The sequence below is a fragment of the Microcoleus sp. Pol1C5 genome, from assembly GCF_036701115.1.
Taxonomy (GTDB): Bacteria; Cyanobacteriota; Cyanobacteriia; order Cyanobacteriales; family Microcoleaceae; genus Microcoleus.
In genome coordinates, this window is sequence record NZ_JAUBQE010000013.1 from 109,372 (window position 1) to 134,537 (window position 25,166).

At 44.8% G+C, this 25,166-nt stretch carries 22 protein-coding genes, 1 pseudogene and 1 CRISPR repeat array; of the genes and pseudogenes, 13 read left to right on the forward strand and 10 right to left on the reverse strand.

Features of this window, described 5'->3' with window-relative positions; genetic code table 11:
- Positions 1-183: 183 nt before the first annotated feature.
- Positions 184-654: a glycosyltransferase gene (locus tag QUA23_RS09910; RefSeq protein ID WP_333075516.1), complete on the reverse strand. Its 471-nt coding sequence runs from the start codon at positions 652-654 to the stop codon at positions 184-186.
- Between the two features lie 67 nt (positions 655-721).
- Positions 722-1,009: pseudogene (locus QUA23_RS09915) on the reverse strand (glycosyltransferase).
- 535 nt (positions 1,010-1,544) lie between these two features.
- On the opposite strand from QUA23_RS09915, the gene QUA23_RS09920 reads away from it, so the two are divergent.
- Both QUA23_RS09920 and QUA23_RS09925 read left to right on the forward strand, forming a co-directional pair.
- Positions 1,545-1,952: a hypothetical protein gene (locus QUA23_RS09920; RefSeq protein WP_333075515.1), complete on the forward strand. Its 408-nt coding sequence runs from the start codon at positions 1,545-1,547 to the stop codon at positions 1,950-1,952.
- A complete protein-coding gene (locus QUA23_RS09925; protein WP_333075514.1) occupies positions 1,946-4,489 on the forward strand; it encodes a protein kinase domain-containing protein in 2,544 nt (847 codons plus the stop codon). Before QUA23_RS09920 ends, QUA23_RS09925 begins: the two co-directional genes overlap by 7 nt.
- Positions 4,490-4,503: 14 nt before the next feature.
- Here the strand turns inward: QUA23_RS09925 and QUA23_RS09930 are convergent, their stop codons facing one another.
- Positions 4,504-5,916 carry a hypothetical protein gene (locus tag QUA23_RS09930; RefSeq protein ID WP_333075512.1) on the reverse strand — a complete coding sequence of 471 codons (1,413 nt, stop codon included), beginning with the start codon at positions 5,914-5,916 and terminating at the stop codon, positions 4,504-4,506.
- A gap of 77 nt (positions 5,917-5,993) precedes the next feature.
- On the opposite strand from QUA23_RS09930, the gene QUA23_RS09935 reads away from it, so the two are divergent.
- The gene (locus QUA23_RS09935; RefSeq protein ID WP_333075510.1) at positions 5,994-7,019 is read left to right on the forward strand and encodes a hypothetical protein; all 1,026 of its coding nucleotides are present in this window, start codon (positions 5,994-5,996) and stop codon (positions 7,017-7,019) included.
- 146 nt (positions 7,020-7,165) lie between these two features.
- Here QUA23_RS09935 and QUA23_RS09940 read toward each other — a convergent pair whose 3' ends face one another.
- Positions 7,166-7,489, reverse strand: coding sequence for a TMEM14 family protein (locus QUA23_RS09940; RefSeq protein ID WP_333068784.1), 324 nt, complete (start codon positions 7,487-7,489; stop codon positions 7,166-7,168).
- A gap of 126 nt (positions 7,490-7,615) precedes the next feature.
- On the opposite strand from QUA23_RS09940, the gene QUA23_RS09945 reads away from it, so the two are divergent.
- From QUA23_RS09945 to QUA23_RS09960, 4 genes are all read left to right on the forward strand, one after another.
- The gene (locus QUA23_RS09945) at positions 7,616-8,920 is read left to right on the forward strand and encodes an ATP-binding protein (RefSeq protein ID WP_333075508.1); all 1,305 of its coding nucleotides are present in this window, start codon (positions 7,616-7,618) and stop codon (positions 8,918-8,920) included.
- 366 nt (positions 8,921-9,286) lie between these two features.
- The gene (locus QUA23_RS09950; protein WP_190739853.1) at positions 9,287-9,733 is read left to right on the forward strand and encodes a tellurite resistance TerB family protein; all 447 of its coding nucleotides are present in this window, start codon (positions 9,287-9,289) and stop codon (positions 9,731-9,733) included.
- 153 nt (positions 9,734-9,886) lie between these two features.
- Positions 9,887-10,312, forward strand: coding sequence for a thioesterase family protein (locus QUA23_RS09955; RefSeq protein WP_333075507.1), 426 nt, complete (start codon positions 9,887-9,889; stop codon positions 10,310-10,312).
- A 76-nt stretch (positions 10,313-10,388) separates the two neighbouring features.
- On the forward strand, positions 10,389-11,360 hold the full coding sequence (locus QUA23_RS09960) for a putative 2-dehydropantoate 2-reductase (protein ID WP_333075506.1): 972 nt from the start codon (positions 10,389-10,391) through the stop codon (positions 11,358-11,360).
- Positions 11,361-11,396: 36 nt separating this feature from the next.
- Here QUA23_RS09960 and QUA23_RS09965 read toward each other — a convergent pair whose 3' ends face one another.
- The 4 genes from QUA23_RS09965 to menA form a co-directional block, all read right to left on the reverse strand.
- On the reverse strand, positions 11,397-12,821 hold the full coding sequence (locus tag QUA23_RS09965) for a 2-succinylbenzoate--CoA ligase (protein WP_333075505.1): 1,425 nt from the start codon (positions 12,819-12,821) through the stop codon (positions 11,397-11,399).
- A gap of 76 nt (positions 12,822-12,897) precedes the next feature.
- Positions 12,898-14,013, reverse strand: a complete 1,116-nt coding sequence (locus QUA23_RS09970; protein WP_333075504.1) for an o-succinylbenzoate synthase — start codon at positions 14,011-14,013, stop codon at positions 12,898-12,900.
- An 11-nt stretch (positions 14,014-14,024) separates the two neighbouring features.
- Positions 14,025-14,825, reverse strand: a complete 801-nt coding sequence (menH, locus tag QUA23_RS09975; protein WP_333075503.1) for a 2-succinyl-6-hydroxy-2,4-cyclohexadiene-1-carboxylate synthase — start codon at positions 14,823-14,825, stop codon at positions 14,025-14,027.
- Positions 14,826-14,967: 142 nt separating this feature from the next.
- Positions 14,968-15,864, reverse strand: a complete 897-nt coding sequence (gene menA / locus QUA23_RS09980) for a 2-carboxy-1,4-naphthoquinone phytyltransferase (RefSeq protein WP_333075502.1) — start codon at positions 15,862-15,864, stop codon at positions 14,968-14,970.
- 382 nt (positions 15,865-16,246) lie between these two features.
- On the opposite strand from menA, the gene QUA23_RS09985 reads away from it, so the two are divergent.
- Positions 16,247-17,680, forward strand: coding sequence for an isochorismate synthase (locus tag QUA23_RS09985; protein ID WP_333075500.1), 1,434 nt, complete (start codon positions 16,247-16,249; stop codon positions 17,678-17,680).
- 55 nt (positions 17,681-17,735) lie between these two features.
- Here the strand turns inward: QUA23_RS09985 and QUA23_RS09990 are convergent, their stop codons facing one another.
- Complete coding sequence (locus QUA23_RS09990) at positions 17,736-18,035, reverse strand: antibiotic biosynthesis monooxygenase (RefSeq protein WP_333075498.1); 300 nt, start codon at positions 18,033-18,035, stop codon at positions 17,736-17,738.
- Between the two features lie 73 nt (positions 18,036-18,108).
- On the opposite strand from QUA23_RS09990, the gene menD reads away from it, so the two are divergent.
- Positions 18,109-20,025 carry a 2-succinyl-5-enolpyruvyl-6-hydroxy-3-cyclohexene-1-carboxylic-acid synthase gene (gene menD, locus QUA23_RS09995; protein ID WP_333075497.1) on the forward strand — a complete coding sequence of 639 codons (1,917 nt, stop codon included), beginning with the start codon at positions 18,109-18,111 and terminating at the stop codon, positions 20,023-20,025.
- Positions 20,026-20,069: 44 nt separating this feature from the next.
- On the opposite strand, the gene grxC is transcribed toward menD, so the two are convergent.
- On the reverse strand, positions 20,070-20,384 hold the full coding sequence (gene grxC, locus QUA23_RS10000) for a glutaredoxin 3 (RefSeq protein WP_333075604.1): 315 nt from the start codon (positions 20,382-20,384) through the stop codon (positions 20,070-20,072).
- 264 nt (positions 20,385-20,648) lie between these two features.
- Between grxC and QUA23_RS10005 the strand changes: the two genes are divergently transcribed.
- The 4 genes from QUA23_RS10005 to QUA23_RS10020 all read left to right on the forward strand — a co-directional run bounded on the left by QUA23_RS10005 (position 20,649) and on the right by QUA23_RS10020 (position 24,996).
- A complete protein-coding gene (locus QUA23_RS10005; RefSeq protein ID WP_190731630.1) occupies positions 20,649-20,864 on the forward strand; it encodes a hypothetical protein in 216 nt (71 codons plus the stop codon).
- 287 nt (positions 20,865-21,151) lie between these two features.
- Positions 21,152-22,124: direct repeats of the CRISPR family, unit length 37 nt; unit sequence GCCGGAAACAACCTAAAACCCTATCAGGGATTGAAAC.
- Positions 22,125-22,201: 77 nt separating this feature from the next.
- Complete coding sequence (locus tag QUA23_RS10010; protein ID WP_445242219.1) at positions 22,202-22,354, forward strand: transposase; 153 nt, start codon at positions 22,202-22,204, stop codon at positions 22,352-22,354.
- A gap of 124 nt (positions 22,355-22,478) precedes the next feature.
- Positions 22,479-23,597: an alkene reductase gene (locus tag QUA23_RS10015; protein ID WP_333075495.1), complete on the forward strand. Its 1,119-nt coding sequence runs from the start codon at positions 22,479-22,481 to the stop codon at positions 23,595-23,597.
- A 391-nt stretch (positions 23,598-23,988) separates the two neighbouring features.
- Positions 23,989-24,996 (forward strand): protochlorophyllide reductase, encoded by a 1,008-nt coding sequence (locus QUA23_RS10020; protein ID WP_333061150.1) that lies wholly within the window; start codon positions 23,989-23,991, stop codon positions 24,994-24,996.
- Positions 24,997-25,166 lie beyond the last annotated feature (170 nt).

The window sequence follows — 25,166 nt, forward strand, 5'->3', positions numbered from 1 at the left end:
TTTGCAAAGTTCTACCGCGCCAAGTCCATCCCCAACCGGTTTCAGTTTTAATCGCAGAACCGATCGCCATCGCAGCCACTAGCACACCTCCGAAACCTCCCAACTACCAGTATCTCGTCGGACATTCAGAAATCTCGGCACCCAAGCGGCGCAAATTGTAATGCTGCCAAATTACGATTATTACTAAGAAGGAAGAAGGAAGAAGGAAGAAGTAAGAGAGAAGACGGAAGAAGAAAGAGGGAAGACGGAAATTATTTGTTTCAGAATAATGAATAATCCTATCCACGGCATAGGATAAATAAAGAACATAATTGCAGCCATGTAAACCATCAACCCCCAACTGCGGTTAGCGCCGAGATACAAATTCTTTGTCCAGCCTTCCCACAATGCGCTCCAAGACCGATACATCCGCACGGATACCAAATTTGACCCGGAATAAAGTCCGAGCTTTAAACCCGCACGTTTGATGCGTCTAGCTAATTCCACATTTTCCACAATTTCCCCGGCAACTGCTTCGTGACCGCCAATTTTTTCGTAAGCCGATCGCCTAAATAACATGAACTGCCCGCCCGCAAAAGCACTGTCTGTTGCCGGATGGTTGACGGCGGTGAAGTCGTAGCAAACTGCTAGGTGATTGAAGATTATCGGCTGCACTAACCACTCGGCAAAACACTCACTTTCCCAGCGCTGGCATACAGGTGAATAAGTCTATTTTCTCGGTTTATGCTGTTGCAATAGCGGTTTCGATCGCCCCTGGTTTGAGTCGCACGTCGGCATCGATAAATAATAAGAAGTCTCCGGTTGCTATTTGAATAGCTTGGGCGCAGGCCTAGTTTTGGCCCGCTCAATATTGGTTGCTTGGTCGCGGCTGACCTGCTAATATTTTAAGCTGGGGGTCGTTGAGACGCTGTTGCAGGGTTTGCCCGATCGCCTTGGTGTCGTCTGTCGATCGATAGTCTACAATTAAAACTTCTAAGTTGTCCACAGACAGCGGTGTACTCTCCCTCATGGCGATCGCGCAATCCCGAATATTCTCTGCCTCGTTGTATGCTGGTACGATTACCGAAACTTTAGGAAACTACGCGGCCGATTCCGGTGAGGGCCTCGCGGAATTTCTGTCGGTTCGAGGCGCATTTTTGACCGAGCGGCGCAAATTCTTAGTGTAAGCTCTACTTACAATCAGAGAAAAAATTAGCAGGGTTAACAATATCAAAGCGAACAGACCTCAAATTTTCGGTACACGATTTGTCTCCGTAAATATTAAAAAATATTAAAACAAAAAGCTAGTCGATTGCCCGAAAAGTTATTTTGACCGCCTCTTTTGCTATAATTTGTGAGCATCTTTCGGCTCGCCCGCAGCGAGGGGCAAGACCCCTCACCCAGACAGCGACCGAAAAGCCGAGGATAGATATCAGTTGTCAGAGGAGATTGCAATGGGCGAATTTTTTACAGTCGATGTGTTTGCGAACACGATAGCGGTACTCGGCGCTTTGGGTTTTTTCTTTTTGGGATATCAAGCTTTGCAGATGTTGAAAAAATAAAGTATGTCAGAACTGAGATATTGCACCATTGTCAAGAACGGGCAAGATGCCCGTTCCACAAAGAATGATTTTTCTTGTGGAACAGGCATCTTGCCTGTTCCTAAACAAGTAATTGAGAATGGTGCAATATCTCAGTCAGAAGTCACAAGTCAGAAGTCAGAAGGAAAGAAGGAAGAGGGAAGAAGTCCGATGGAAGTCGGAAGAAGGAAAGAAAGAAGAAGGAAAGAAAGAAGAAGGAAAGAAAAAACTATTCCGAATACCAAATGCCCTGTTTTGCCAATGCCCAATGCCCTGTTTTGCCAATGCCCAGGAACACCTAATTTACCTGAAAAAGGCTATACAACTGACTCAACAGTGCAACTGTTTCTGGCGAAAATCAACCAAAAAAAGGCTGCGTTATTATCATGGTGAGCCAACTTTTAGATGGACGCTATCAAATCATTGAAGTCATAGAAACAGGAGAATTTGGACAAACATATCTTGCCAAAGATATTCGCCGTCCGGGAGAACCGCAGTGCTTTGTCAAGCACCTGCGTCCCGGTACCACCGAACCGAAATTAATTAATACTACGCGCCGTCTTTTTCAAAAAGAAGCAGAAGTTTTAGAAAAGCTCGGTCAACACGACCAAATTCCTCAGCTATTCGCTTATTTTGAAGAAAATGAAGAATTTTTCTTAGTTGAATCCTTTGTTGCCGGCCACTCGCTATCAACCGAGATTGTACCGGGCAAGCCTCTAACTGAAGAAAAAATGATTCCTTTGCTGAAGGAACTGTTAGAAATTTTAGTGTTTGTACACGGCCAGGGAGTAATTCACCGAGATATTAAACCGGCAAATTTAATCCGCCGCTATTCAGACAACAAGTTAGTTTTAATTGACTTTGGCTCGGTGAAAGAAATTCACATCGCTCAAAGACAAGCGCCGGTAACTGTGCGGATTGGCACTCTGGAATATATGCCGATCGAACAATTTCAATACAACCCGCAACTCAACAGCGATATCTACGCTTTGGGAATGATTGGCATCCAAGCAATGACGGGTTTGCCGGCTTACGATTTGCCGAAACTGCGGGATTTGAAAAATTCTAATAAAGGCGAAATTGTTTGGCGGCATTTAGCCACGTGTTCCCAAGCGCTGGCCGATGTTTTGGATAATATGGTGCGCTACGATTTTCGGGAGAGATACCAGTCGGCGGCGGAAGCTTTAGCCGATTTGAGGAAAATTGGCGATCGCTCGCGGGCGCGGATTCCCAAGCTAACAATATATCGCGAAGAAGTCGATCGGCGCAGCAGCAGCCGGGGTGATATTACAGTCGTCGGTCGGAGAATATTAGATGAACTGCGCGTCAGTTTGGAATTGCTGCCAGAAGAAGCAGAGGCGATCGAAGATGAGGTATTGAACCCTTACCGAAAATACAGGCAAAAAGGCGAACGCTACGAACAATCACTGCAAGAAGCAATGCAGCAAGAATATCCCTTTTCTCAGGAAACTCGCGAGGAGTTAAAACGCTTGCAGCAAGTTTTAGGGCTTACCGACGAAGATGCCGCAAAAATCGAAGAATTAGTCATTCCTAAATCTTTATTTGCTAAATTGTACAAGGCGATATCCACAGTTTTGGAGGGACACCGCAACCCCAATCTGCCACCAGCCAGTAGCGCCCCTCACCTTGAATTGCAGGCAAGTCCGGCGGTATCCTCGCAGGTAAATCTGAACGGAAAAACCGATTTCTCGTTAGCGCAGCCCGCCCCTACGGGGGCTGCGCCAACGGAGAGGATCGCCAGCCCAGCAGCACTTGTCCCCAAAGAAACTCGCAAATTCAATCCTTATCTTGCCGGGGCAACAATTGCGGCTCTCTTAGCTGCGATCGGCGGAGTTTACGGATATCTCAAGTGGCAAGAAGGGCAGCAGCGAGTCCAGAAAGAATCCCAACAGCTCAATCAAATTGAAGCTCTTTATAAAGGCAGTAATTATGAAGACTGCATCAGCCAAATACCAACAATTGCCGATACTTCCAGCCGCTATGCGTCCGCTCAGGAGTTACAGGAACAGTGCCAAGCAGGTCTGCGGTGGAAGAACGCCAAAGTCAAAAATTTCGCTCAGCATTCAGATGCCGTTGGGTCTGTTGCTTTCAGTCCAGACGGCTTAATGTTAGCCAGCGGTTCTAAAGACAAAACCATCCAAATTTGGGATTTAGCTACAGGCAAGTCGATCCGCACTTTTCCAGGAGATTCTTCCACTATTTGGTCGGTTGCTTTTGACTCAAGCGGTACGAAACTGGCGACTGGAACCGGTTTTTGGCGAGTCATGCTGTGGGATTTGAAAACAGGGCAAGTGATTCGCAGTCTCGACCACACTGCTTCTGTTTGGTCTGTCGCTCTCAGCCCTAACGGACAGCTTGTCGCTAGCGGTAGCGGAGACAAAACCACAAAGATTTCGGATGCAGCAACTGGTCGTTTGATTCAGAGTTTTCCAGACCATACAGATTTTGTTTATTCTGTTGCTTTCACTCCAGATGGAAAAAGTTTGGTTAGCGCTTCTAAGGATAAAAAAATTACAGTTGTTGATGTCGCAACAGGGGCGTTGCTCAAAACCATTGAGGGACACGGCGACCCCGTGAGGTCGATTGCTGTTAGCCCAGACGGCAAGACAATTGTTAGCGGTTCCTACGATGAAAGTATTAAAATCTGGAATATCGAAACTGGAGATTTAATTCGCTCTATCCAGGGACATTCTGACGATATTGTCTCGGTTGCTATCAGCCCGGACGGGAAGTTTATTGCAAGCGGAAGCAAGGATAAAACTATTAAAGTTTGGGATTTTGCTACCGGAGAATTGCTGAATACTTTGACGGGACATTCCGATGAGGTTTATGTGGTGACTTTTAGTCCCGATGGCAAAACTATTGCTAGCGGTTCTAAAGACAATACTATTAAGTTGTGGCTGAGGTAATTGTCACCTGTCATTTAATTGCTAAGATTAAGCTCGTTTTTTAAGGTTTTGGGAAAGTGCCAATAAGGCGTTTCTAATTCGTCCTCAGTTGGATAATTTTCAGGGGATTCCTCTCGGATTTGAAAAAAGTGGTAGAGGTTAGCCACAGTTAAATCGGATATTTCTTGCCAATTCGAGGCCGCTAAAGCTGGATAGCCAGTAGCGATCGCCTGCTGGCTGATATAAACTTCGTATCCCCGGCGGATTTCCGGCGACAAAGCGAAGGTTAGCTGGTCGCGCAAAGAGAGAAAGTGAGACTTTTGCTTTAAAGTTTCATAAAGGGAAGCTTCCGCAGCTAATACCGCGAATGTAGTGTACACGCTGCTTTTTAAACTATCGCCGGTAAGTTTATCTAAACTAGCTAACTGGTGCTGCTCTTTTGGAGACAAAGTTTGCATCCAATTAACCTCATTTTGCCAAAATTCTATTACACTTAAATCATGACCGAGAATCCTAGTAACTTCAGGAAATAAAAAATCTAGTTCTGGTTCGGATTGACATCCTTTAACAACAGTTAGAAGATTTTGACGAATTTTTGATTGGAGTTCCAGCAGGCGATCGCTCACCATATCGTAGGCGCGCTGCAAGTGAAACGTAACGCCGATCGCCTGCTCGATCGCCCAAACACATTCCATTTGCCTGAGCTGTCCGGCAGAACACAGCCCCTCCAACAAACTAGGATTATCATAAATTTTTAAAGCCTCAAACAGCATATCCCGCCCGCTATTAATTTCGTAATTCCGAAGTTTAATATCTGGCACTGTTAGGGCTGACTGACAGCGTTTAATAGCTTTAGAAAAAATCTCGTAACCGTTAACCAGTTTCTGGCGGTGCATTTCAAAACTAGAGTCGTGAGCCACCTTAAAAATCTGCTGGATTACCTCTACTCCCCTATCTTTGAGGATGTGTCTGAGATCGATAAATCCGTCTTTAATTTTTAGCTTCTGGTGCTTTGCCTCTTCTCGAATTTTTAATACTTGGTTGAGGTTTACTGCGGACAAAACTGTGTTCGATACAGTGCCAATACCAATGACAGCAGCAGTCGCTTGCATAACTGCCAAATTAATTTTCAGACAGTTAAGCATTCTGTATATTTTTTGAAACCCCTGGTGAGTGTGAGCCACCTGCAACGGCGCCAGTGTCACGTACACGGCAGCTACCAGCGGCTGTATGGGGCCACCTCCGGCTAACTGTGCGAGCAATCCTATAACTCCGCGATCGGATAGAGTTCCACTTGTTGATTGATAAAAGATTTTTGCGATCTCCACAAACTCCCCTGTCACCGGATCTCTAGCAGCAGGGAGCAATTTTCCTGTTTTGACAGCAGGCTGTACGAGGTTGCCACTATTGAGTCGAGCCTGAGTTGCAGGGGTGAATAGATAATCCATGTTGTGACTCAGCGTGCATTCAAAAAGGCAGATGTTCTGTATTGTATGCTGTTTAGGGAAACGAGGGATGAAAGGAAATGAATGAGTATCTCAAGGTATTCCAGGCTATTACCCAGTTTAGCGATCGATTGTTGGCAAACGAATATCAATCCGTGGAGATTAAACAGTCAGCTACCCAACTCAGCTTAGATGTGGAACCTTGTATTGAGGAAATTAAGCAATCTGCCCTCAGACTCAAGAGCTTACTTCAGGTATGTTTCAAAGATGTATCTCAGGCTGAGGATGTCTGGAATAGTAAGCCGAGAATTGCTGGAGCATCTGCTGTTGATGTCTGGGAGCAAATGGGCGAACTAAGCGGATGCGATGTGAGAATTCGCAGTTTAGGAAAACAAGGCAAATATGATGCTGTTGCTAAAGTTCGCAAATCTTGGAGCGACAAGGCGACCAAGTTAAAAACTCAGTGGTTTTTGTGGGATAAAAGCCCTCAAGTATTTCAGAGAGATACTATTGGTTTTTTTGAAAAAGATAATTTGCACAAAGAGTTGCGGAATGAGGTTGATTCCCAGATCGAGCGAGTGAGTTTAATTATGGAGCATGAACTAAGTTTAATTTTTAAAGAATTACAATCTATTGATATAGAAAAAATTGAAGTTTGTATTGAATGCTTCGACCTAAACAGTCAGTTGAAATTTAGAGAGCGTCTCCAATCAATAGGCGGGGAGATTCTATCGAAGTTTACGGAGCCACTGAAATATTTGCCGGATTCTTATATGAAGAGTTTTAGAGAAATACTGAAAGATACTGTAGATACTTTGGTTCATAAAAGCAAGATGGAAATCAGTTTGGTCGATTTTGAAGAGTCTTGTAAAGTGCTTGGCTCAATCATGGATAAGTTGATTTTAGAGATTTTTGAAGAGCGTATAAAACTGGCTATTGAAACAGTAGAAAAAGCGATGAAGTTCTACAATAATTTTTTAGAGAAGCAGGCGCGTTATCAGCAAGAGACAGCCCAACAGCGAGCGGCGGAAAAAGATTGGATCGAATGGCAGCGGCAGCAACTCAGGGAAGTCCAGCAGTATATTGATGCAGTTATTAGTCATTAGTTATTGGTCATTAGTCATTAGTTATTGGTCACTGGTTATTGGTTATTGGTTAGTAGTTATTGGTTATTGGTTATTAGAACGAACAACTAACAATTAACAAATAACCACTGACCACTAAAAACAGTCAATAATCAACAGTCAACTGATTATTGATATTGACCGCTGAGTTCGTAAACGATCGCGCCCAAAGACGCTAAGCTAGCTAAAATTAGCATTCCTGCCGGCATGAATTTTTGAGTTTTAACCAGGCGCACAATAAAGACTATTACTAAAACAGCGGAGATGGCTGCTGCTAATGTTAAACCCCAACTTTGTCCCATAAGCTGGGCGGTGCCGGCAAAAATTAGCAGCGAACCGCTAATCAAGCCCGAAATGAGCGAGGCTTGGCTTTTGGCCTTGATATAACCCATGATGCCGCCAACCAGTGTTAAAATGCCGTAGCCGATCGCCGCTGCTGTACCTAAATTCATTTTTAATCCTCCTGAATTGACTCTTTGCATCTAAATTTATACAGCGCGGCCTGCAATTAGTGTCACGAATTGTTAGAAAATTTATTAAAGCCAGTCAGGATATGTAACTGTTATACAATTGCCATTATGTCAGCCCTAACTTCTGCTGCGATCGCCCAAATTCGTTACCTCCAGCGCCAAGCAGCATCCCTGCTGCTGTATCAGTCAGTTCTCAAAAGCCCCGCAGGTCAAGCTTTTCTGGATTTGCTGCAAGCCCTCCACCACAGCGAAGTCAGCGGTTTGGAATGTCAGGTAGCTTACGGGAACTGGTTCAAAGTTCAGGCTGCTAAAAATCTGAGCTGGAAAGATTCTCTGATTTCCGAAATTCTCAAAGACGAAAACCCCTTTTCACGGCGAGCACAGCAAACAGATTTTGCAAGTTTGCCCCCCGCGTTGGTGGAGGCCGCCAGACATGATTTACAAGTGCTGCAAAATATTTACGAATGCAGCAGCGAACAGTTGAGCAAGTGGGTTCGGGTAGCGGGTCAACTTGACGCAGTGCCTCCGATTTGGCATTCAGAAACTGTAGCAGAACCGGGAAATTTGCCGCTGCACGGGCAACTAGAAAAATGGTCGAGCGCGGCGGAATCTTTGGCAGTTTATTACCGACAGTTTGGCACGGGTTTGTTTGCCGAATATCGCGCTTTTGCGTGGCGGAGAGGGCAGTTTGCGAGTATTTCGCATCCCGATCGCATAACTTTAAAAGAGTTGGTTTGCTGCGATTGGCAGCGGGATGCTCTGGTGAAAAATACGGAGTTTTTGTTGGCAGGTTATCCGGCTTTGCACGTCTTGCTGTACGGGAGCCGGGGTTCGGGCAAGTCTTCTTTGGTGAAGTCGCTGTTAAATGAATTTGGATCTCGCAATCTGCGCTTGATTGAAGTATCTAAATCAGATTTGCAAGATTTACCGCTAATTGTCGAGCAGTTGCGGGGAGTTCCTCAAAAGTTTATCATTTTTGTAGACGACCTTTCCTTTGAAGAAGATGATGATGCTTTTAAAGCTCTGAAAGTTGTTTTGGAAGGAAATGTCACTGCTCGCTCTCAAAATGTGGTAGTTTACGCAACATCTAACCGCAGGCATTTAATTCGAGAGTTTTTTGACGACAGGCCTCGCCCCCGCGATGGAGACGAAGTTCACGCTTGGGATACGGTGCAGGAAAAACTTTCCTTTAGCGATCGATTTGGCTTGACTTTAACTTTTGAACCGGCAGATCAAAACACTTATTTAACAATTGTCCGACATCTGGCAAAACTTGCTGGAATCAAACTCGCTGCTGAGGATTTGGAGCACCGCGCTAAAGAATGGGCAACTCGTCGCAACGGGCGATCGGGCAGGACTGCGCGGCAGTTTGTTGATTTCCTGAAAGCAGATTTAGCCCTTTTTGACAAATAGATGGTCTGCGCTGGGAAGGCGGGTTTTAACTGAGATGTTACATCCTTCTCAATAATTTTTTTATGAACAGGCAAGATGCCTGTTCATAAAAAAATTCACTCTTTGTGGAACAGGCATCTTGCCTGTTGCTTACAAGGGTGCAAAATGCCTGTTTTAGCCGATATATGGGAAGGCAATTCTGGATAGGAATCAACCCGCCCTTACAGCACCCAAGGGCGAAATAAAAATTCTTAATTTTTTCATAATTTTATTGATAACAACTAACTAACAAAATTTGATATAATTATCAAAATCCCCAAAGAAACCTCCTGAGCCAGAACCCATCCTGACTCCCTAAATTGACCACTAAATAACGAGGAAAATATCATGGGTTTATTTGATAAAGTATCGCAGACTCGCCAAGAAACGGACGTAACGTTAGGGCCGGCCGAAGCATTTGCGGCGATCGCGCTAATTGCCGTAGCAGCCGACGGTTACATCAATGACAGCGAAAGTAAAGCGATTAGCATGACTCTATCTCGGATGCAACTGTTCCGCAGTTATCCCGATGACGTGATGAGAAAAATGCTCGATCGCCTGCTGATGATTCTGCAACGGCAAGGAGTTGAGGTACTGTTTAATGCAGCTTTGGCAACGCTTCCCGACGAACTTAAAGAAACTGTTTTTGCTGTCACAACTGATATCGCTTTAGCCGATGGCGAGGTTTCAGAAGAAGAAGAACAACTTTTGAACGATCTTTACAGTGCCTTGGGGCTTTCCGAAGATATTGCCCTCAAGATTATAGACGTGATGTTGATTAAGAACAAAGGTTAAGAAAGAAGGGGAAGGAGTGAGAAGGGCGAATTTTACAATATAAAAAATTAGCGCCTACTTACTTAGGTGATAACTTCTCCCAAAGTGCGGGTTTACCGATATGATGGTTGGTAAAATTGCGATCTAATTTGCAATCGCCCGTTACTACCTCAAATGCCTTTCACTTACACCCGCACTGTTCACTTTCAAGATACCGATGCTGCTGGAGTCGTTTACTTTGCTAACGTTTTGGCGATGTGCCACGAAGCTTACGAGGCATCTCTAGCAGCATCGGGAATCAATCTCAAAGCATTTTTCAGCAATTCCGAGGTTGCCTTTCCCATAATTCATGCTAGTGTAGATTTTTATCGCCCAATGTTTGCGGGCGATCGGCTGACGATTCAATTGACCCCCAAACAAGTTGCTGGCGATGAATTTGAAATTGTCTATCAAGTATTTTCTGGCGAAGTTGCAGGAAGAAGCGCAGCAAAAGCTCTTACTAAGCACGTCTGCATAAATGTAGTTAGCCGAACTCGAAAACAGCTATCTGAAGACTTAATGCAGTGGATGAGGAAATTTGAGATTCAGATTTCCGATTAGTTCTATCTTTAAATAATAGCAGGGTATGACAGTCAAATTTCTGTTTAGTTGATATTATTCCTGACTTTTTGATATTATGTCAAATCGCAATTATGCCATTGTGGGCACGGGAGCTTTAGGCGGATTCTACGGTGCTAGACTCCAACAAGCAGGTTTAGAAGTCAATTTTTTGCTGCGCAGCGATTACGATCGGGTCAAAAAACACGGTTTGATTGTCGATTCTCCCGAAGGCGACTTCACCCTCCCCCACGTCCGCGCCTACCACGACGCGCACAAAATGCCTCAGTGCGACGTAGTAATTGTAGCGCTGAAAACCACTCAAAATCACTTGTTGCCAAAAATATTGCCTCCTTTATTAAAGGATAACGGCGCGGTTTTAGTATTGCAAAACGGATTGAATGCCGAACCGGAAGTAGCTAAAATTGTCGGTGCAGACCGAGTGCTTGGCGGGCTGTGTTTTCTCTGTTCTTATAAAGTTGGGCCCGGTCATATCTGCCACCTAGATTACGGCACTGTCACACTCGGAGAATATGCCCAGGACTACAAAGCAATCGGTATTACTGATAGATTGCACAAAATTGCTGCGGACTTTAAACGTGCTCATATTCCTATTAAAATGAGCGAAGATTTGCTATTATCAAGGTGGAAAAAGCTAGTTTGGAATATTCCTTATAACGGGCTGTCTGTAGTGTTGGATGCCAGGACTGACGAACTGATGGCTAATCCTGATACTCTGATTTTAGTCAAGGAAATGATGGGGGAAGTGGTAGCGGGAGCCAAAAGTTGCGATCGCATTATTCCCGATGACTTTATCCCACATATGCTCGAATACACTGAGAAAATGAAGCCTTACCGCACCAGCATGAAAATCGATTATGATGAATCGCGGCCCCTGGAAGTTGAGGCGATTTTTGGTAATCCGATACGGGTGGCGCAGCAAGCAGGTATTAAGTTGCCCCAAATAGAGGTACTTTACCGAATGTTGAAGTTTGTGGATTTTCAAAGACAAGAAGCAGAGAGGACGAGAAGGCTGTTAGGTTTGTCGTAATTTAGGTCAAATAGCGATAAGGTGCGCAATGCGCACCTACATAAATTGACATTCGATCGCAATTTTTTGCAATTGTTCTCGATTAACTTTGCCTTGAGAATTGCGCGGCAATTGTTCGACTATTACCCAATATTTCGGTCGCTTAAATTTGCTCAACTTATCTTCTATTGCCGCTTGCAGATTTTTGACAGTAACTTCGGACTTAGCGGGAACGTAGATAGCCGTAACGACTTGACCCCAATCTTTGTCTGGCAAGCCAATTACAGCAATATCCGCAACTAAATTAGTCGATCGCACAACGGCTTCAACTTCCGCCGGAAATACATTTTCTCCGCCTGTGATAATTTTGTCGCTGCTGCGTCCGACGATATTTAAGTAGTTATTTTTATCAAAAAACCCCAAATCGTCTAATTGGAAATATTCGCTATCGCCAAATTGTTCAGGATAATAACCCAACGCCAAAGATTTAGCATTGACCACAATATTTCCGATTTGATTATCGCACAAAATATCGCCATTGGCACTGCGAATAGTTATTTTAGCGTGCGGTAAAGTTTGACCGGAACTGCTATTGCCCGCGAGAAAATCTTCGGGTTTTAGTGTAGCAATTTGCGAGGCAGTTTCGGTCATGCCATAACTGGGTGCTAACTTGATTTGATAGTTTCTAGCTGTTTCTAAAAGTTCCGACCAAGCGGGAGCACCGCCCAAAAGTACAGCACGAAACCGTCCAAGCCAATTAGCTGTATCTGGGTTTTGCAGCAGCCGTTGCAGTTGAGTTGGAACTAAAGAAATGAAAAATTCTTCGGGTTGGATATTGCTTTTTTTACCATTTTCTAATTCTTTAAATGGCTGAATGGCTAGTTTGCCTCCGGTAGTAAAGGAACGCATGAATTGCATTAAACCGCTGACGTGGTATAATGGCAAAACGCAGAACGAGTTGATTTTGTCAACTTTAAAATATTGTTGAAAACCTTGTACTGATGCGGTTAATGTTTCCCAAGTGTGGATGGCAAAACGGATTTTTCCTGAAGAACCACCAGTGGGAATCATGATCCTATCAAAACCGTTTTTAGTCGGCGAATGGAATTCGCGGCTATACAAACGAAGCCCGCCTTCGCGGACTGGGATAGGGGGATTTTTGGGAAGCGGGTATTGTCCTAAAAATATGTCGGGTTGGACTAAATCAAAGACTTGTTGCCATTCTGGTTTTACCCAGTTGGGATTGCAGAGAAAAATCGGGCATTTGGCGGCGCGGGCGGCGGTGAAACTCGCCAGAAATTGCACTGGTTCTGGTTGTGCAAGGCAAATTTTTGGCGGTGTTTTCTGTGCGGGATTTTGGGTGATTTCTTGAAATAGCCGATCGACAATTCGGGCAAATTCGCCGCTGTCACAACCGATGAGCCAATTATCGGGCAAGCCAGCCGCGAGATCCCGAATATTTACTGTGAGATTTGTTGCCATAGATGCTTTCACCAAGTTTTTCGATTCAAAACAATTACTTAACCCGCTGGATTTAGTCGTGGGACTAATCTAAAATCTAAAATCTAAAATCTAAAATCGAATCATTGTCGTCGAACCAGCAATCAGTTCCGAAGCCTAATGCTCTCTTATTAAAAGACAATTCTGTTGCTAAATTTAATGCTGCTTGTCTGCCGATTTGGGTTTCAAATACTGATGAGAAAACAGCGTCTATATTGTGAGTTTGACAAAATTTTCGCAGTTGGGATGGAGAACCGCATATCGCAGGTTTAATGACGAAAATGCCCCGCCAGCCTTGGCTGTAGCACTCTTGGATGCGATCGAGGTTGGCTGCAGATTCATCAAGGGCGATCGGAGTTGCATAAATAGCATTCAATTCTACCATTTCCTGAAACTGTGTTACGGGCAGCGGCTGTTCCAAAAATTCAATGTCTGCAGAAAAATCGGGAGTTGCTTTTACCTTGTCGCAAGCTTCCAGCCATGTTTTAGCCTGCGAGTAACAGAGTCCCCCGTTGGCATCTAAGCGCAAAAATGCTTTTTCGCGATCGCACAAATTGTGCATTGCTTGCACTAGCTGCTGAAAAATCTGTAATTCTTCCTCAATTGCAGCAACACCAATTTTCCATTTAAACGTCCGATATCCCTCTAACCAAAGCACTTGCAAAGCCTGCAAAGCTGTTTCACCTGCTGGCAATAAACCGCTGAACCGATTTTTTTCTTCCTCATTCCCAACCTCTCTCGATTGGTGACTGCTTAAGAGTGAAGCCGCAATCAATCTCGATTTTAGGCGAAGTCTAGATCCCCCTAAATCCCCCTTAATAAGGGGGACTTTGAGAATATTTCTTGTCCCCCCCTTATTAAGAGGGGTTAGGGGGAATCTAGAGTTTGATAGTGCTGACTCAAAGCCAAATTGACAAGCAGGCAATTCAGCAGAAATAGAGAAAATCGCCTCTTCTGAAATATTAGTCGCCAGCGATTTACAAAAATCTAAAGCTTGCTCAAAACTTTCGGAACCAAACCAACTCAAAGGGGCAATCTCTCCCCAACCAATTTGATTATTTTCGCCCACAAGTCGCAGGATAATTCCCGATCGAACATCCCAGATGCCGTGACTTGTTTGCAAGGGACGCTTAAATTTTCGCTGATAAGTGCGAAACTCGAATTGATGAAACATTAGTTTTTTAGTTAATCATAAAATTGTCTCACAACTGATCCAAAATTATCAATATTTTCAAAATGGATATTGTGACCAGCTTTTGGTACAATTTCCAGAATGGCGACCGGACACAATTTGGCAATTTCGGTATTTATAATTGTAAATTTATCATCATATTCTCCCGCTAGCAAGAGGATGGGGATGTGATTTTGTGCGAGTTTTTCCCAGAGAGAGGGCTGGTTGCCGGTTCCCATATTGCGGAGAGATTTGGCTAACTCTAAGGGATTGTTTGCTAAGCGGGTTTCTATGAGTTTGTCGAAGTTGGGAGAGTTTTTTAAAGATTTGAATAAAGGGCGATCGTACCAGTTGAATAAAAAATCTTTAATGTTGCTATTTTCCAGCTTTTGTGCTAGCTGTAAATCGGCTTCCAGGCGGTGCGATCGCTCTTTTTCGGTTTTCAATCCTGGCGAAGCTGACTCTAACACTACTTTCTCGAATCTTTCTGGAAAATGTAATGCCATGTAAAGTGCCAACCGCCCGCCCATTGAATAGCCCAACAACAAACATTTATCTATTTGTAAATCATCTAATAACTCGATTAATGCTTGGGCAGTAGTTGACATATTGTAGCAACTTTCGTCGCCGATTACTCTGGTTTTTCCGTGACCGGGAAGGTCAACTGCTAAGCAGCAATAACTGTTAGAAAGTAAGGGAATGACCCTGCTAAAGTCTTGACTGCTGCCCGTGAATCCATGCAAAAATAAAAGTGTCGGCTGATTCTTGTTGCCAGTTAAGGAATAGTGAAAGTTATAATTATTAAATTTGTTCATAGACAATTCTACGATTCAATGTGAGGTACGAATTGCTGAATTAAAGAAGATTTTGAGAAGTCGCCCAACTCTGCCAACTCCACGAACTCCCTCAACTTAGCAAACCATACCTCAATTTTACCGGAATTCTCGATCGCCGGCTCTACAAAGCAAACCCCAACGCCAGCAGCAGTCCGCTCGAAAAATGCAGCGTAACTGCGATAAACTTAGAGTTGCTGACCTTTACCGGTTGGTTGTGATAGTCTGTGACATGGCGGCAAAGGTCGATCGCAAATGGTAAACTCCCAAAAATCAACAGCGTCCAAATTGGGAACATTCCCAAAGCCACAAATACCACACTCAAAACATAAATGCTGCCGCACAACCACTGCAACAACTGGGCACCTTTTTTCGTACCGAGTCGAACAATTGGGGATTTTTTACCCGCCGCCAAATCGTCCTCAACTTGGTGAAAATGGGAACAAAATAAAATGATACTCGTTGTAATTCCCACGATTGCCGAAGCCGCTAAATTAGTTGCAGACCAAGTTTGAGTTTGACTGTAATAAGCAGCGGCAAAGGCTAGCGGCCCGAAGGTGAAAAAGCAAATAATTTCCCCCAAACCCTGATAGCCAAGACGAAACGGAGGCCCTTGATAAGTGTAGCCGAGAGCACAGCACAAAACTACCAGCAAAATTACTGTTGGGTCTTTTTGCCACCAGCTTATGGCGCAAATTCCCGACACTCCAACTGCTAGAAACAGATTGGCTAGCCCGAAAATTAAAGTTTTATTTCCGGTTAAGTTAACTAGAGAATGCGCTTTGTTTTTATCGATGCCTGTTTCTGAGTCAAATACATCATTGCTGAGATTCAACCATGCTATAATCAAAATGGCTGACATTAAAAATGTCGAAAAAATTGACGAATTAATCGTTTGAGTTTCGGCAAAAGCAATTGCAGTTCCTACTGAAATAGGAATCACCGCAACGCTGTACATGGGCGGCTTGATTGCCGCCAGCCACAATTTACTATTTGAACGTTCAATTAACTTTGTTGTCATCACACAAACTTGATTCAATTGATAGCAGCGTAGTAATTTTACAATTTTATTGGTGAACAAAGTCTACTCTCGATCGGGTTGAGTGCGCGGCAGACATCCACACAGAGGCTGTGGCGGTACTCAAACAGCGCACGTAGCCCGTCTGTAAACCTCTGCGGGGGTCGATGACTTTTGGGAAATTTAGCCGATCGATCTTAAAGTTTTGTGTCTAAATGTTTCGCTCGATCGCCCGACGGTCGGTTTTTTTCCCCAACAGAGCCCAAACAGGGAGGGAAACTCAAAAGGTCGTGTTTTGCGATCGCCCTCCCGTGCTTAGATCGAAATAGGGGTTTTAGCCGGACAAACCCACACTCTATCTGACAAATCTGCTATTCTCGCTTTCATGACAGTAATACCGCACCGCGCTAATCTCTTGCAAGACCGCAATCAACTGCATCAGTTTCTGTTAAATTGCCAGCAGTCTTTAACCGAAAAAGATCGCACAAAAATAGTTAGTATTTCTCAGGAAATTTATCCCCTCGATCCGCTAGCTGTACTGCAAGAGATTTCCGAACCTTGTCAGCGGCACTTTTACTTTGAAAAAAGAGACCCCATTGCCGGCAAAAGTTTTGCAATTGCCGCCCTTGATTCGGCAATCCATCTCACCGTAGCAGGAACCGATCGATTTGTGGCAGCTCAAAACTTTATTCGTTCAACAGTTGCCAATACAATTACCATTGGTGCGGAACGCTTGCCATTTAGCGGGCCTCACTTTTTTTGTAGCTTTGCTTTTTTTGATGAGAACATTGCTGCTAATTCTTACTTTCCGCCCGCCACCATATTTTTACCCAAATGGCAGATTACCCGACAGAAAGATAGCTGCATTCTCGTCGCAAATGCCATCATAGAAAAAGATCGAAACGTTAAAAACATTGCTGAGAATATTTGGCAAACCTTTGATAAAATTGAATCTCGCAAATACCATAAACTAACAACTGCGATCGACAGTTCGATATCTTTGAAACAAATCCCCGTCAATGATGCTAGTCAATTTAAAACATCAGTCAAGTCTGCTTTAGAATTGATCGCCTCTAAATATTTTAGTAAAATAGTTTTATCCCAAGCAATCAATGTGATTTCTGAAACCCCTTTCAGTTTAATAGATTCATTAAACAACTTGCGCCTCAGCTATCCAGATTGCTATGTATTTTCAACCAGTAACGGGAAAGGACAAAATTTTATCGGTGCTAGTCCAGAACGCTTAATTAGCATTCACAACAATCAGTTATTAACAGATGCTTTAGCAGGTTCGGCACCGAGAGGAAAAACTGAGGCGGGAGATGCGAAATTAGCCCAAGGATTGCTAGAGAGTGAGAAGGATATTCGCGAACATCAAGTTGTGATTGACTTTATTGTCGATCGCCTGTCTAAACTCGGCATAACCCCCAAATTTTCCCCAGTGCCCAGACTGCTGCAACTATCAAACATTCAGCATTTGTGGACACCTATAACAGCTCAAATTCCCCCTGATATTCATTTATTAAAGATTTTAGCTCAACTGCATCCAACCCCAGCGGTAGCGGGCGTGCCGAGAGATGTTGCCCTCGAACAAATTCGCCGCTGCGAAAGCTGCGATCGCTCTTTGTACGCAGCACCCCTCGGCTGGATCGATCGCGCCGGCAACGGCGAATTTGCCGTCGGCATTCGATCGGCTTTAATCGATGGCGATCGGGCTATACTTTATGCTGGTGCTGGTATTGTGGCGGGTTCGGAACCAGAGAAAGAACTAGCAGAAATTCAGCTCAAATTACAACCACTTTTAAATGCTTTAGTCTAATAATTAAGCTAATTTGCAGGAGCTAGAGTTGTCAAGTTAATTGATTGAGTCTGTGTTAATGTTTAATTTTCACCTCCTCAAAATGTTCTACTATGGGAAAAGGATCGTAAAAATGGTGAAGCATTCTTTTCCACTCTTGATATTCAGCGGAATTCCTAAATCTAATTGTATGAGCTTCTATATTTTCCCATTTTACCAATAATAGATATTTTCCTTGAACTTCTGTGCAGCGATGAAGTTCGTGAGATAAATATCCATCTATAGACGATATCAGACTGGAGGCTTCTCTAAAAGCTATCTCAAAATCACCCTCACAGCCAGATTTGACATTAAGCACAACCGCCTCAAGAATCATAAAAATGTATCCTGACAATTATTTGAGTATAATATCCTAGCACAATACAGAGTTGAGCTACTCAGGTTTAGCAATGCCAATAGATTTTCGCAACACAAATACCGTCTGGGCTTCCGTATTAGCAGAAACTTTGCAGCGGTTGGGATTAACTACCGCCGTGATTTGTCCCGGTTCGCGATCGGCACCGCTAACAATAGCCTTTGCTCAAAACAAAAAAATAGAAACTATTCCCATACTCGACGAACGTTCAGCGAGTTTTTTTGCATTAGGAATTGCCAAAAAATCCTATTTGCCAACCGCACTAATTTGCACATCGGGAACCGCCGCCGCGAACTTTTATCCGGCGATAATTGAAGCCAGAGAAAGTCGAATTCCGCTGCTAATATTCACCGCCGATCGGCCTCCTGAATTGCGGGACTGTCACGCCGGACAAGCGATCGACCAAGTGAAACTATACGGCAATTATCCGAACTGGCAAGCCGAATTAGCGATACCTTCTGCGTCCACAGGAATGCTAGACTATCTGCGGCAGACGATCGTGTATGCTTGGGAGCGATCGCAATTTCCAACACCGGGCCCCGTCCACCTCAACATCCCGTTTCGCGACCCGCTTATACCCGTTCCAGACATAGCCGTAGAAGCTTTAGAAACAAAATTTAATCCCGAAGATTTCTTTGCAGGATTAGAACCAATTTTCGCGGGAGAAAGCTCTACCCCCCCCAGCCCCCCCTTGTTAAGGGGGGGAGAAGAAAGTACCATGCAACAGTGGCAAAAGTGCAGCAAAGGGATTATTATTGCAGGCGTTGCACAGCCTGAATTTGCCGAAAAATACTGTAGTGCGATCGCCCAAATTTCCAAATCCTTAAACTGGCCTGTTTTAGCAGAAGGACTATCCCCAGTCAGAAACTACGCCCAACTCAATCATTATCTAATTTCCACCTACGATTTAATCCTGCGAAACCGCGAACTAGCAGATAAATTAACCCCAGAAATCGCCATTCAAATCGGAGACTTACCCACAAGCAAAGAACTGCGAAACTGGCTAGACAAAACCAAACCAAAACGCTACATAATCGACCCCACCCACCACAATTTCGATCCCCTACACGGTCAAACAATTCACCTGCGAACCTCGGTAGAAAATCTCGCAACTAATCTCGCAACTATATTAACTCTTGTCCCCCCCCTTATTAAGGGGGGGTTAGGGGGGGATCGAGCCCCTGCTACCACTAAGATCTCCCATCAAATCCCCCCCCTGACCAATGGGGAATCAAGTCTTGTCCCCCCCCTTATTAAGGGGGGGTTAGGGGGGGTTCTAACCTCTCCCTCATACGAATACCTCCAACTTTGGCGCAACACCGAAATCCAAGTCAGACAAACAATAGACCAAAAAATATCAACAATTAACCACGTAATCGAGCCCAAAGTTTCCTGGCTGCTTTCCCAAATTTTGCCGCCTGGAACACCGATATTTATTGCCAACAGTATGCCCGTCCGAGATGTCGAGTTTTTCTGGAAGCCAAACCACTTAGAAATAAAACCTTTTGTCAATCGCGGCGCTAACGGCATAGACGGCACATTATCAACAGCTTTGGGAGTTGCTCACCGCAATCAAAGCAGCATCATGCTAACAGGCGATTTAACACTTTTGCACGATACGAACGGTTTTTTAATTAAAAATAAATTTGTCGGTCATCTGACAATCATATTAATTAATAATAACGGTGGCGGAATTTTTGAAATGTTGCCCGTTGCGAAATTTGACCCGCCCTTTGAAGAGTTTTTTGCCACGCCGCAGCAGATTAACTTTGCTCAGTTGTGTGCAACTTATGGCGTGGAACACGAGATAATAGACGATTGGGAACAGTTCAAACAAAAATTAAGTTTTTTGCCAAATAGCGGGATTCGCGTCTTAGAATTGCCAACAGACAGGCGCGCCGATGCTAAATGGCGGCAAGATAATCTAAGTAAATTTGCCAAAGATTTGTAAATTTGTAGGTTGAGCAGGTGGAACGAAACCCAACCTACACTAATTTAAACTGCTGGTTGAGCTAGCAGCGCATCTAACTCTCCATCTGCATCGAGTTTGTGAATGTCATCGCAGCCGCCTACGTGTTGCTTATTAATGAAAATTTGGGGCACGCTGCGGCGTCCGTTAGCGCGATCGGCCATTGCTTTTCTAGCCGCTTCGTCGCCATCAATTTTGTATTCCGTGAAATTTACGCCTTTCCACCACAGCAAAGTTTTGGCGCGGATGCAGTAGGGACAGGTTTGCCAAGTATAGATTTCCACATTGGCTTTGATGCGATCGGGCTTGCGGCCCAAGATGGGATTGAGAAAATCAAGCATTTTCGGTACTGGGGTAAAAATTAAACTGGTTGGGGGATTAACGATCATTTTAGCGAAATGCCGTCAGCCCCACGTCCTACCCAAAAATCGGCGCGGGATGGAATTGCCTGTGGCAACCTGTGGCTCTGTGACCCTAGTCACAACTTTACTCTACTCGGATCACTTGCTTTCACCCTAGAGAATCACATTCGCGGCCTCATTAATATCACCGATCTTTTGAGGAAACCAGAAGATGATAAATATATCGAATTCAACCGCACTGCCATGCACCCCGTACAACTCCTTCCCGGCGCTATCTCTGAAATCCTCGCTTCTGTAACCGATACAGGCGTTTTGACTCTGGCGGATCGCTACGGTTTGATGGCCGCCACCTTCGACGACTCTCTGAATGACGAAGACAGAGGCTGTGTCAACCGCTTGCTGCGGGCGGTGCTCAGAGGCCGAGTGAAAGTAGTCAACGAACTTTCAGCAGCATTCTAATCGGGATTTGAAGTTTTGTTCTGAAGGCAGGGTGAGTCAGCGGTAGATGAAAATAGTGGAAACTCAGGCAGGAGTGGAAACAGCAGTAATTTGAATTCGATTTAAAAGTTTTCTCCTCTAACTCAACAACGGTTTATTTGTCAAAGCAGCCTTTACCGGCTGCTTTTTTTTTGATTTAATCGCGGATTTTCAGGTTGTACTGGCGGCAGAGGGCGATCAGTTTTTGTTGGAATCGATCGCGCACATTGAAACTTGTGTTTTAACCACGTCTAAAGCTTCAATTTTGGGCCGGAAACAACCTAAAACCCTATCAGGGATTGAAACGCAGCAGTCAGCACCCTAACTAAAAACTTCCGCCGTGCCGGAAACAACCTAAAACCCTATCCGGGATTGAAACCTACTTGAACATAGGCGCGAAAAATGGCATTAGGCCGGAAACAACCTAAAACCCTATCAGGGATTGAAACTTTATGAGTTCGATGTCAGCGTCCTCTGCTAATGCCGGAAACAACTTAAAAGCCTATCAGGGATTGAAACCTAGATTTTTTATTCTTCTAGCCACGTCGTATTACGCCGGAAACAACTTAAAACCCTATCAGGGATTGAAACCTGTTAAGTTGCCGCCGTTGCGAGCGAGAAAAGCCGGAAACAACCTAAAACCCTATCAGGGATTGAAACTTAGGGGCATTTTCGAGGCGGATTTGCTCTTGGGTAGCCGGAAACAACCTAAAACCCTATCAGGGATTGAAACTAAAGTTGCGATCGGCTTCTGCCTTCGCTTCTGCGGCGGCGGCCGGAAACAACCTAAAACCCTATCAGGGATTGAAACGTGCCAAACCTTTCATATCAGAATGCAATGGTGCGCCGGAAACAACCTAAAACCCTATCAGGGATTGAAACTTAAAATTTATTGGATCTACACCATGCCGCAAGTGCCGGAAACAACCTAAAACCCTATCAGGGATTGAAACGACGGAGACTCGGCTTGGACGCTCCTTGCAAAAGCCGGAAACAACCTAAAACCCTATCAGGGATTCAAACATTAAGTTGAGCGTAAAATGTCAAATTTACTTCTTGAGCCGGAAACAACCTAAAACCCTATCAGGGATTGAAACCTGAAACCGCTTCACTGTTTCCCGTTCTTCTTCATGCCGAAAACAACCTAAAACCCTATCAGGGATTGAAACCATTTTTTGGTTTGTTGGTCGTAACCCAAAAAGTGCGCCGAAAACAACCTAAAACCCTATCAGGGATTGAAACCTCGCAGCTATCCATCTCCTTACTCATCTCTTGGGCTAAAAACAAGTTTACTTCCAACACTTGTCACAGCACAGGTGGTGGTCATAGATAATCTCACATTTGATAAAAGTGGTCGGATTCAGGAATTGATTCAAACAGCAGGGTGTAGACTATTATATTTACCCCCATACTCTCCAGAGTTTAACAAAATTGAACAAAGAAGAGTCTTGGCTAAAAAGTCAAATTCGTAAACACCTTGATCAGTTTGATTGCTTGCGTTTTGGCGATTCTTGGATGTCTTGCGCCTTGCATCCTAACACGGGCAGTTGCTATATGTGATTTCCCAGATTATTCAGTTGAAACAATACCAAAATTATGACCAATCAAACAACTTCTCCACTCCTACTGAGTCCCTTCAAAATCGGAGATTTACCCTTAAAAAATCGGGTAGTCATGGCACCCCTAACGAGAGCCAGAGCCGGTGAAACGCGGATGCCCAACGCCTTAATGGCAGAGTATTACACTCAGCGAGCCTCCGCTGGTTTAATCATTACAGAAGCCACAGTGGTTTCTACTCAAGCTAATGGTTGGCTCAATACGCCCGGTATTTATTCAGACGAGCAAGGCGAAGCTTGGAAACAAATTGTGACTGCGGTTCATGCCCGCGAAACACCGATTTTCATGCAGCTTTGGCACTGCGGACGAGCTTCCCACAGCAGTTTTCATGAAAACAATCAATTGCCAGTTGCAGCCTCTGCCATCAAAATAAACGGAGAAGGCATTCATACCCCTGTGGGCAAACAACCCTACGAAACCCCCCGCGCTCTAGAAACCGATGAAATCTCCCTGGTTGTAGAAGATTATCGCAAGGCGGCCGAACGAGCCAAAATGGCAGGTTTTGACGGTGTAGAAATTCACGCTGCCAACGGCTATCTCATTGACACATTCCTGCAAACCAAAACCAATCACCGCACAGATTCCTATGGCGGCACAGTTGAAAACCGCTACCGTTTTCTTAAGGAAATTGTCGAGGCGATTATCACAGTATTTCCGGCAAACAGAGTGGGAGTTAGACTTTCTCCCAACGGTGTTTACAATGATATGGGTTCTCCCAGTTATCGCGAAGATTTTCTGTATTTCGCAGGGCAGTTAAATGCCTATGATTTAGCTTACCTTCACTTGGTGGACGGTCTAGCTTTTGGCTTTCATGAATTGGGAACGCCGATGATGATAGGAGAGTTTCGCGATGTGTTTGCAGGGCCGCTCGTCGGCAACTGCGGATATACTCAAGAACAGGCTGAAACGGCCCTGAGCAGCAAAGTTGCCGATTTAATTGCTTTTGGTCGGAATTTTATCAGCAATCCCGATTTGGTAGAGCGTTTTACTAATGGTTGGCCGCTCAATCCGCCTGCTGAAGTCGGCGTCTGGTATTCTTTTGGACCTGAAGGTTATATCGATTTCCCTAGATATCAGGAATCGGCCGCTATTTCTTAGTTGAGTTGGTTGGGGCGGGTTTATCAATAAATACCGAGTATGTGCATCATAGATAATGGTGAACCCGCCCCTAAAAGATTTATGGTTAATTTCTCACAATAGGAGTCGGAGTTGGAGCTATATTTAATTTTCATCGCCCGTTGAGAGCGAGCATCTCCTATTTGTAAAAACACTTCTTCTGCCTCCTGCCTCCTGGCTTCTGTCTCCTGCCTCCTGGCTTCTGTCTCCTGCCTCCAATTTGGGGCTTGGCTGCAAAAGTGAGAGGCTCCCAGTTGAGATCGAGAACGTTTCCCCATATCCTAATAACCATAGGGTACTTCAAAACATCCAAGCTGCTAGCTCAGCGTTTGAGTGCCTGAAAAAAATCAATAGCGGAAGCGCTTTTAACAAGATGGCACAAAATCACAAATCAACGGTTATCATTACCGGCGCTTCCTCCGGCGTCGGTTTGTACGGCGCGAAAGCTCTCGCAGACAAGGGATGGCACGTAGTCATGGCCTGTCGGGACGTGCGGAAAGCCGGAGACGCCGCCCGCGAGTTGGGCATACCTGAAGGCAGTTTCTCCATCATGGAGATTGACTTGGGCGATTTGGAGAGCGTGCGCCGGTTTGCTCGGGCATTTAAGGCCAGCGGCAGGCCTCTGGACGCTTTGGTGTGCAACGCCGCCATTTATATGCCTTTGATTAAGGAACCGCTGCGGAGCCCGGAGGGTTACGAGTTGACGATGACTACCAATCACCTGGGTCATTTCCTGCTGTGCAACCTGATGATGGAAAATATGAAGCCTTCCTATTATTCCGATGCGAGAATCGTGATTTTGGGAACCGTGACTCACAATCCAGACGAGTTGGGCGGGAAGATTCCGCCGCGCCCGGATTTGGGCAATTTTGAGGGTTTTGAAGCGGGTTTCAAAGACCCGATTTCGATGGCTGACGGCAAGAAGTTTGAACCGGTCAAGGCTTACAAAGATAGCAAAGTTTGCAACGTGCTGACGATGCGGGAATTGCACCGCCGCTTTCACGAATCCACGGGGATTACTTTCACTTCGCTGTATCCGGGATGCGTTGCTGATACGCCGCTGTTCCGCAACCACTATCCTTTGTTTCAGAAGCTGTTCCCGCTGTTTCAGAAGAATATCACCGGCGGTTATGTGTCTCAGGAGTTGGCGGGGGAAAGGCTGGCGATGGTGGTTGCCGATCCCGAATACAAGCAATCTGGGGCTTATTGGAGTTGGGGGAACCGCCAGAAAAAAGATGGTAAGTCTTTTGTGCAAAAGGTTTCTCCCCAGGCCCGCGATGATGAAAAAGGCGAGCGGATGTGGGAGTTGAGCGCTAAGTTGGTGGGATTGACTGATGGGGCTCAAATGGGTGCTGCGGCTAGTGCGGGCCGCTCTGCATAATTCAAAGTTACAAATCCCCTCGATCGGGCTTGGCAGTTGAAACGGCGTCTACGCACAGGATGTGGGTAGACGCGGACTCAATAATAAAGGGGGCATTTGTGACAAGTTAAGAAAAAGTGCAAATTGTCAAGGGGGTACAAAAAAAAATGTAAAATAGGCTGAACATCTAT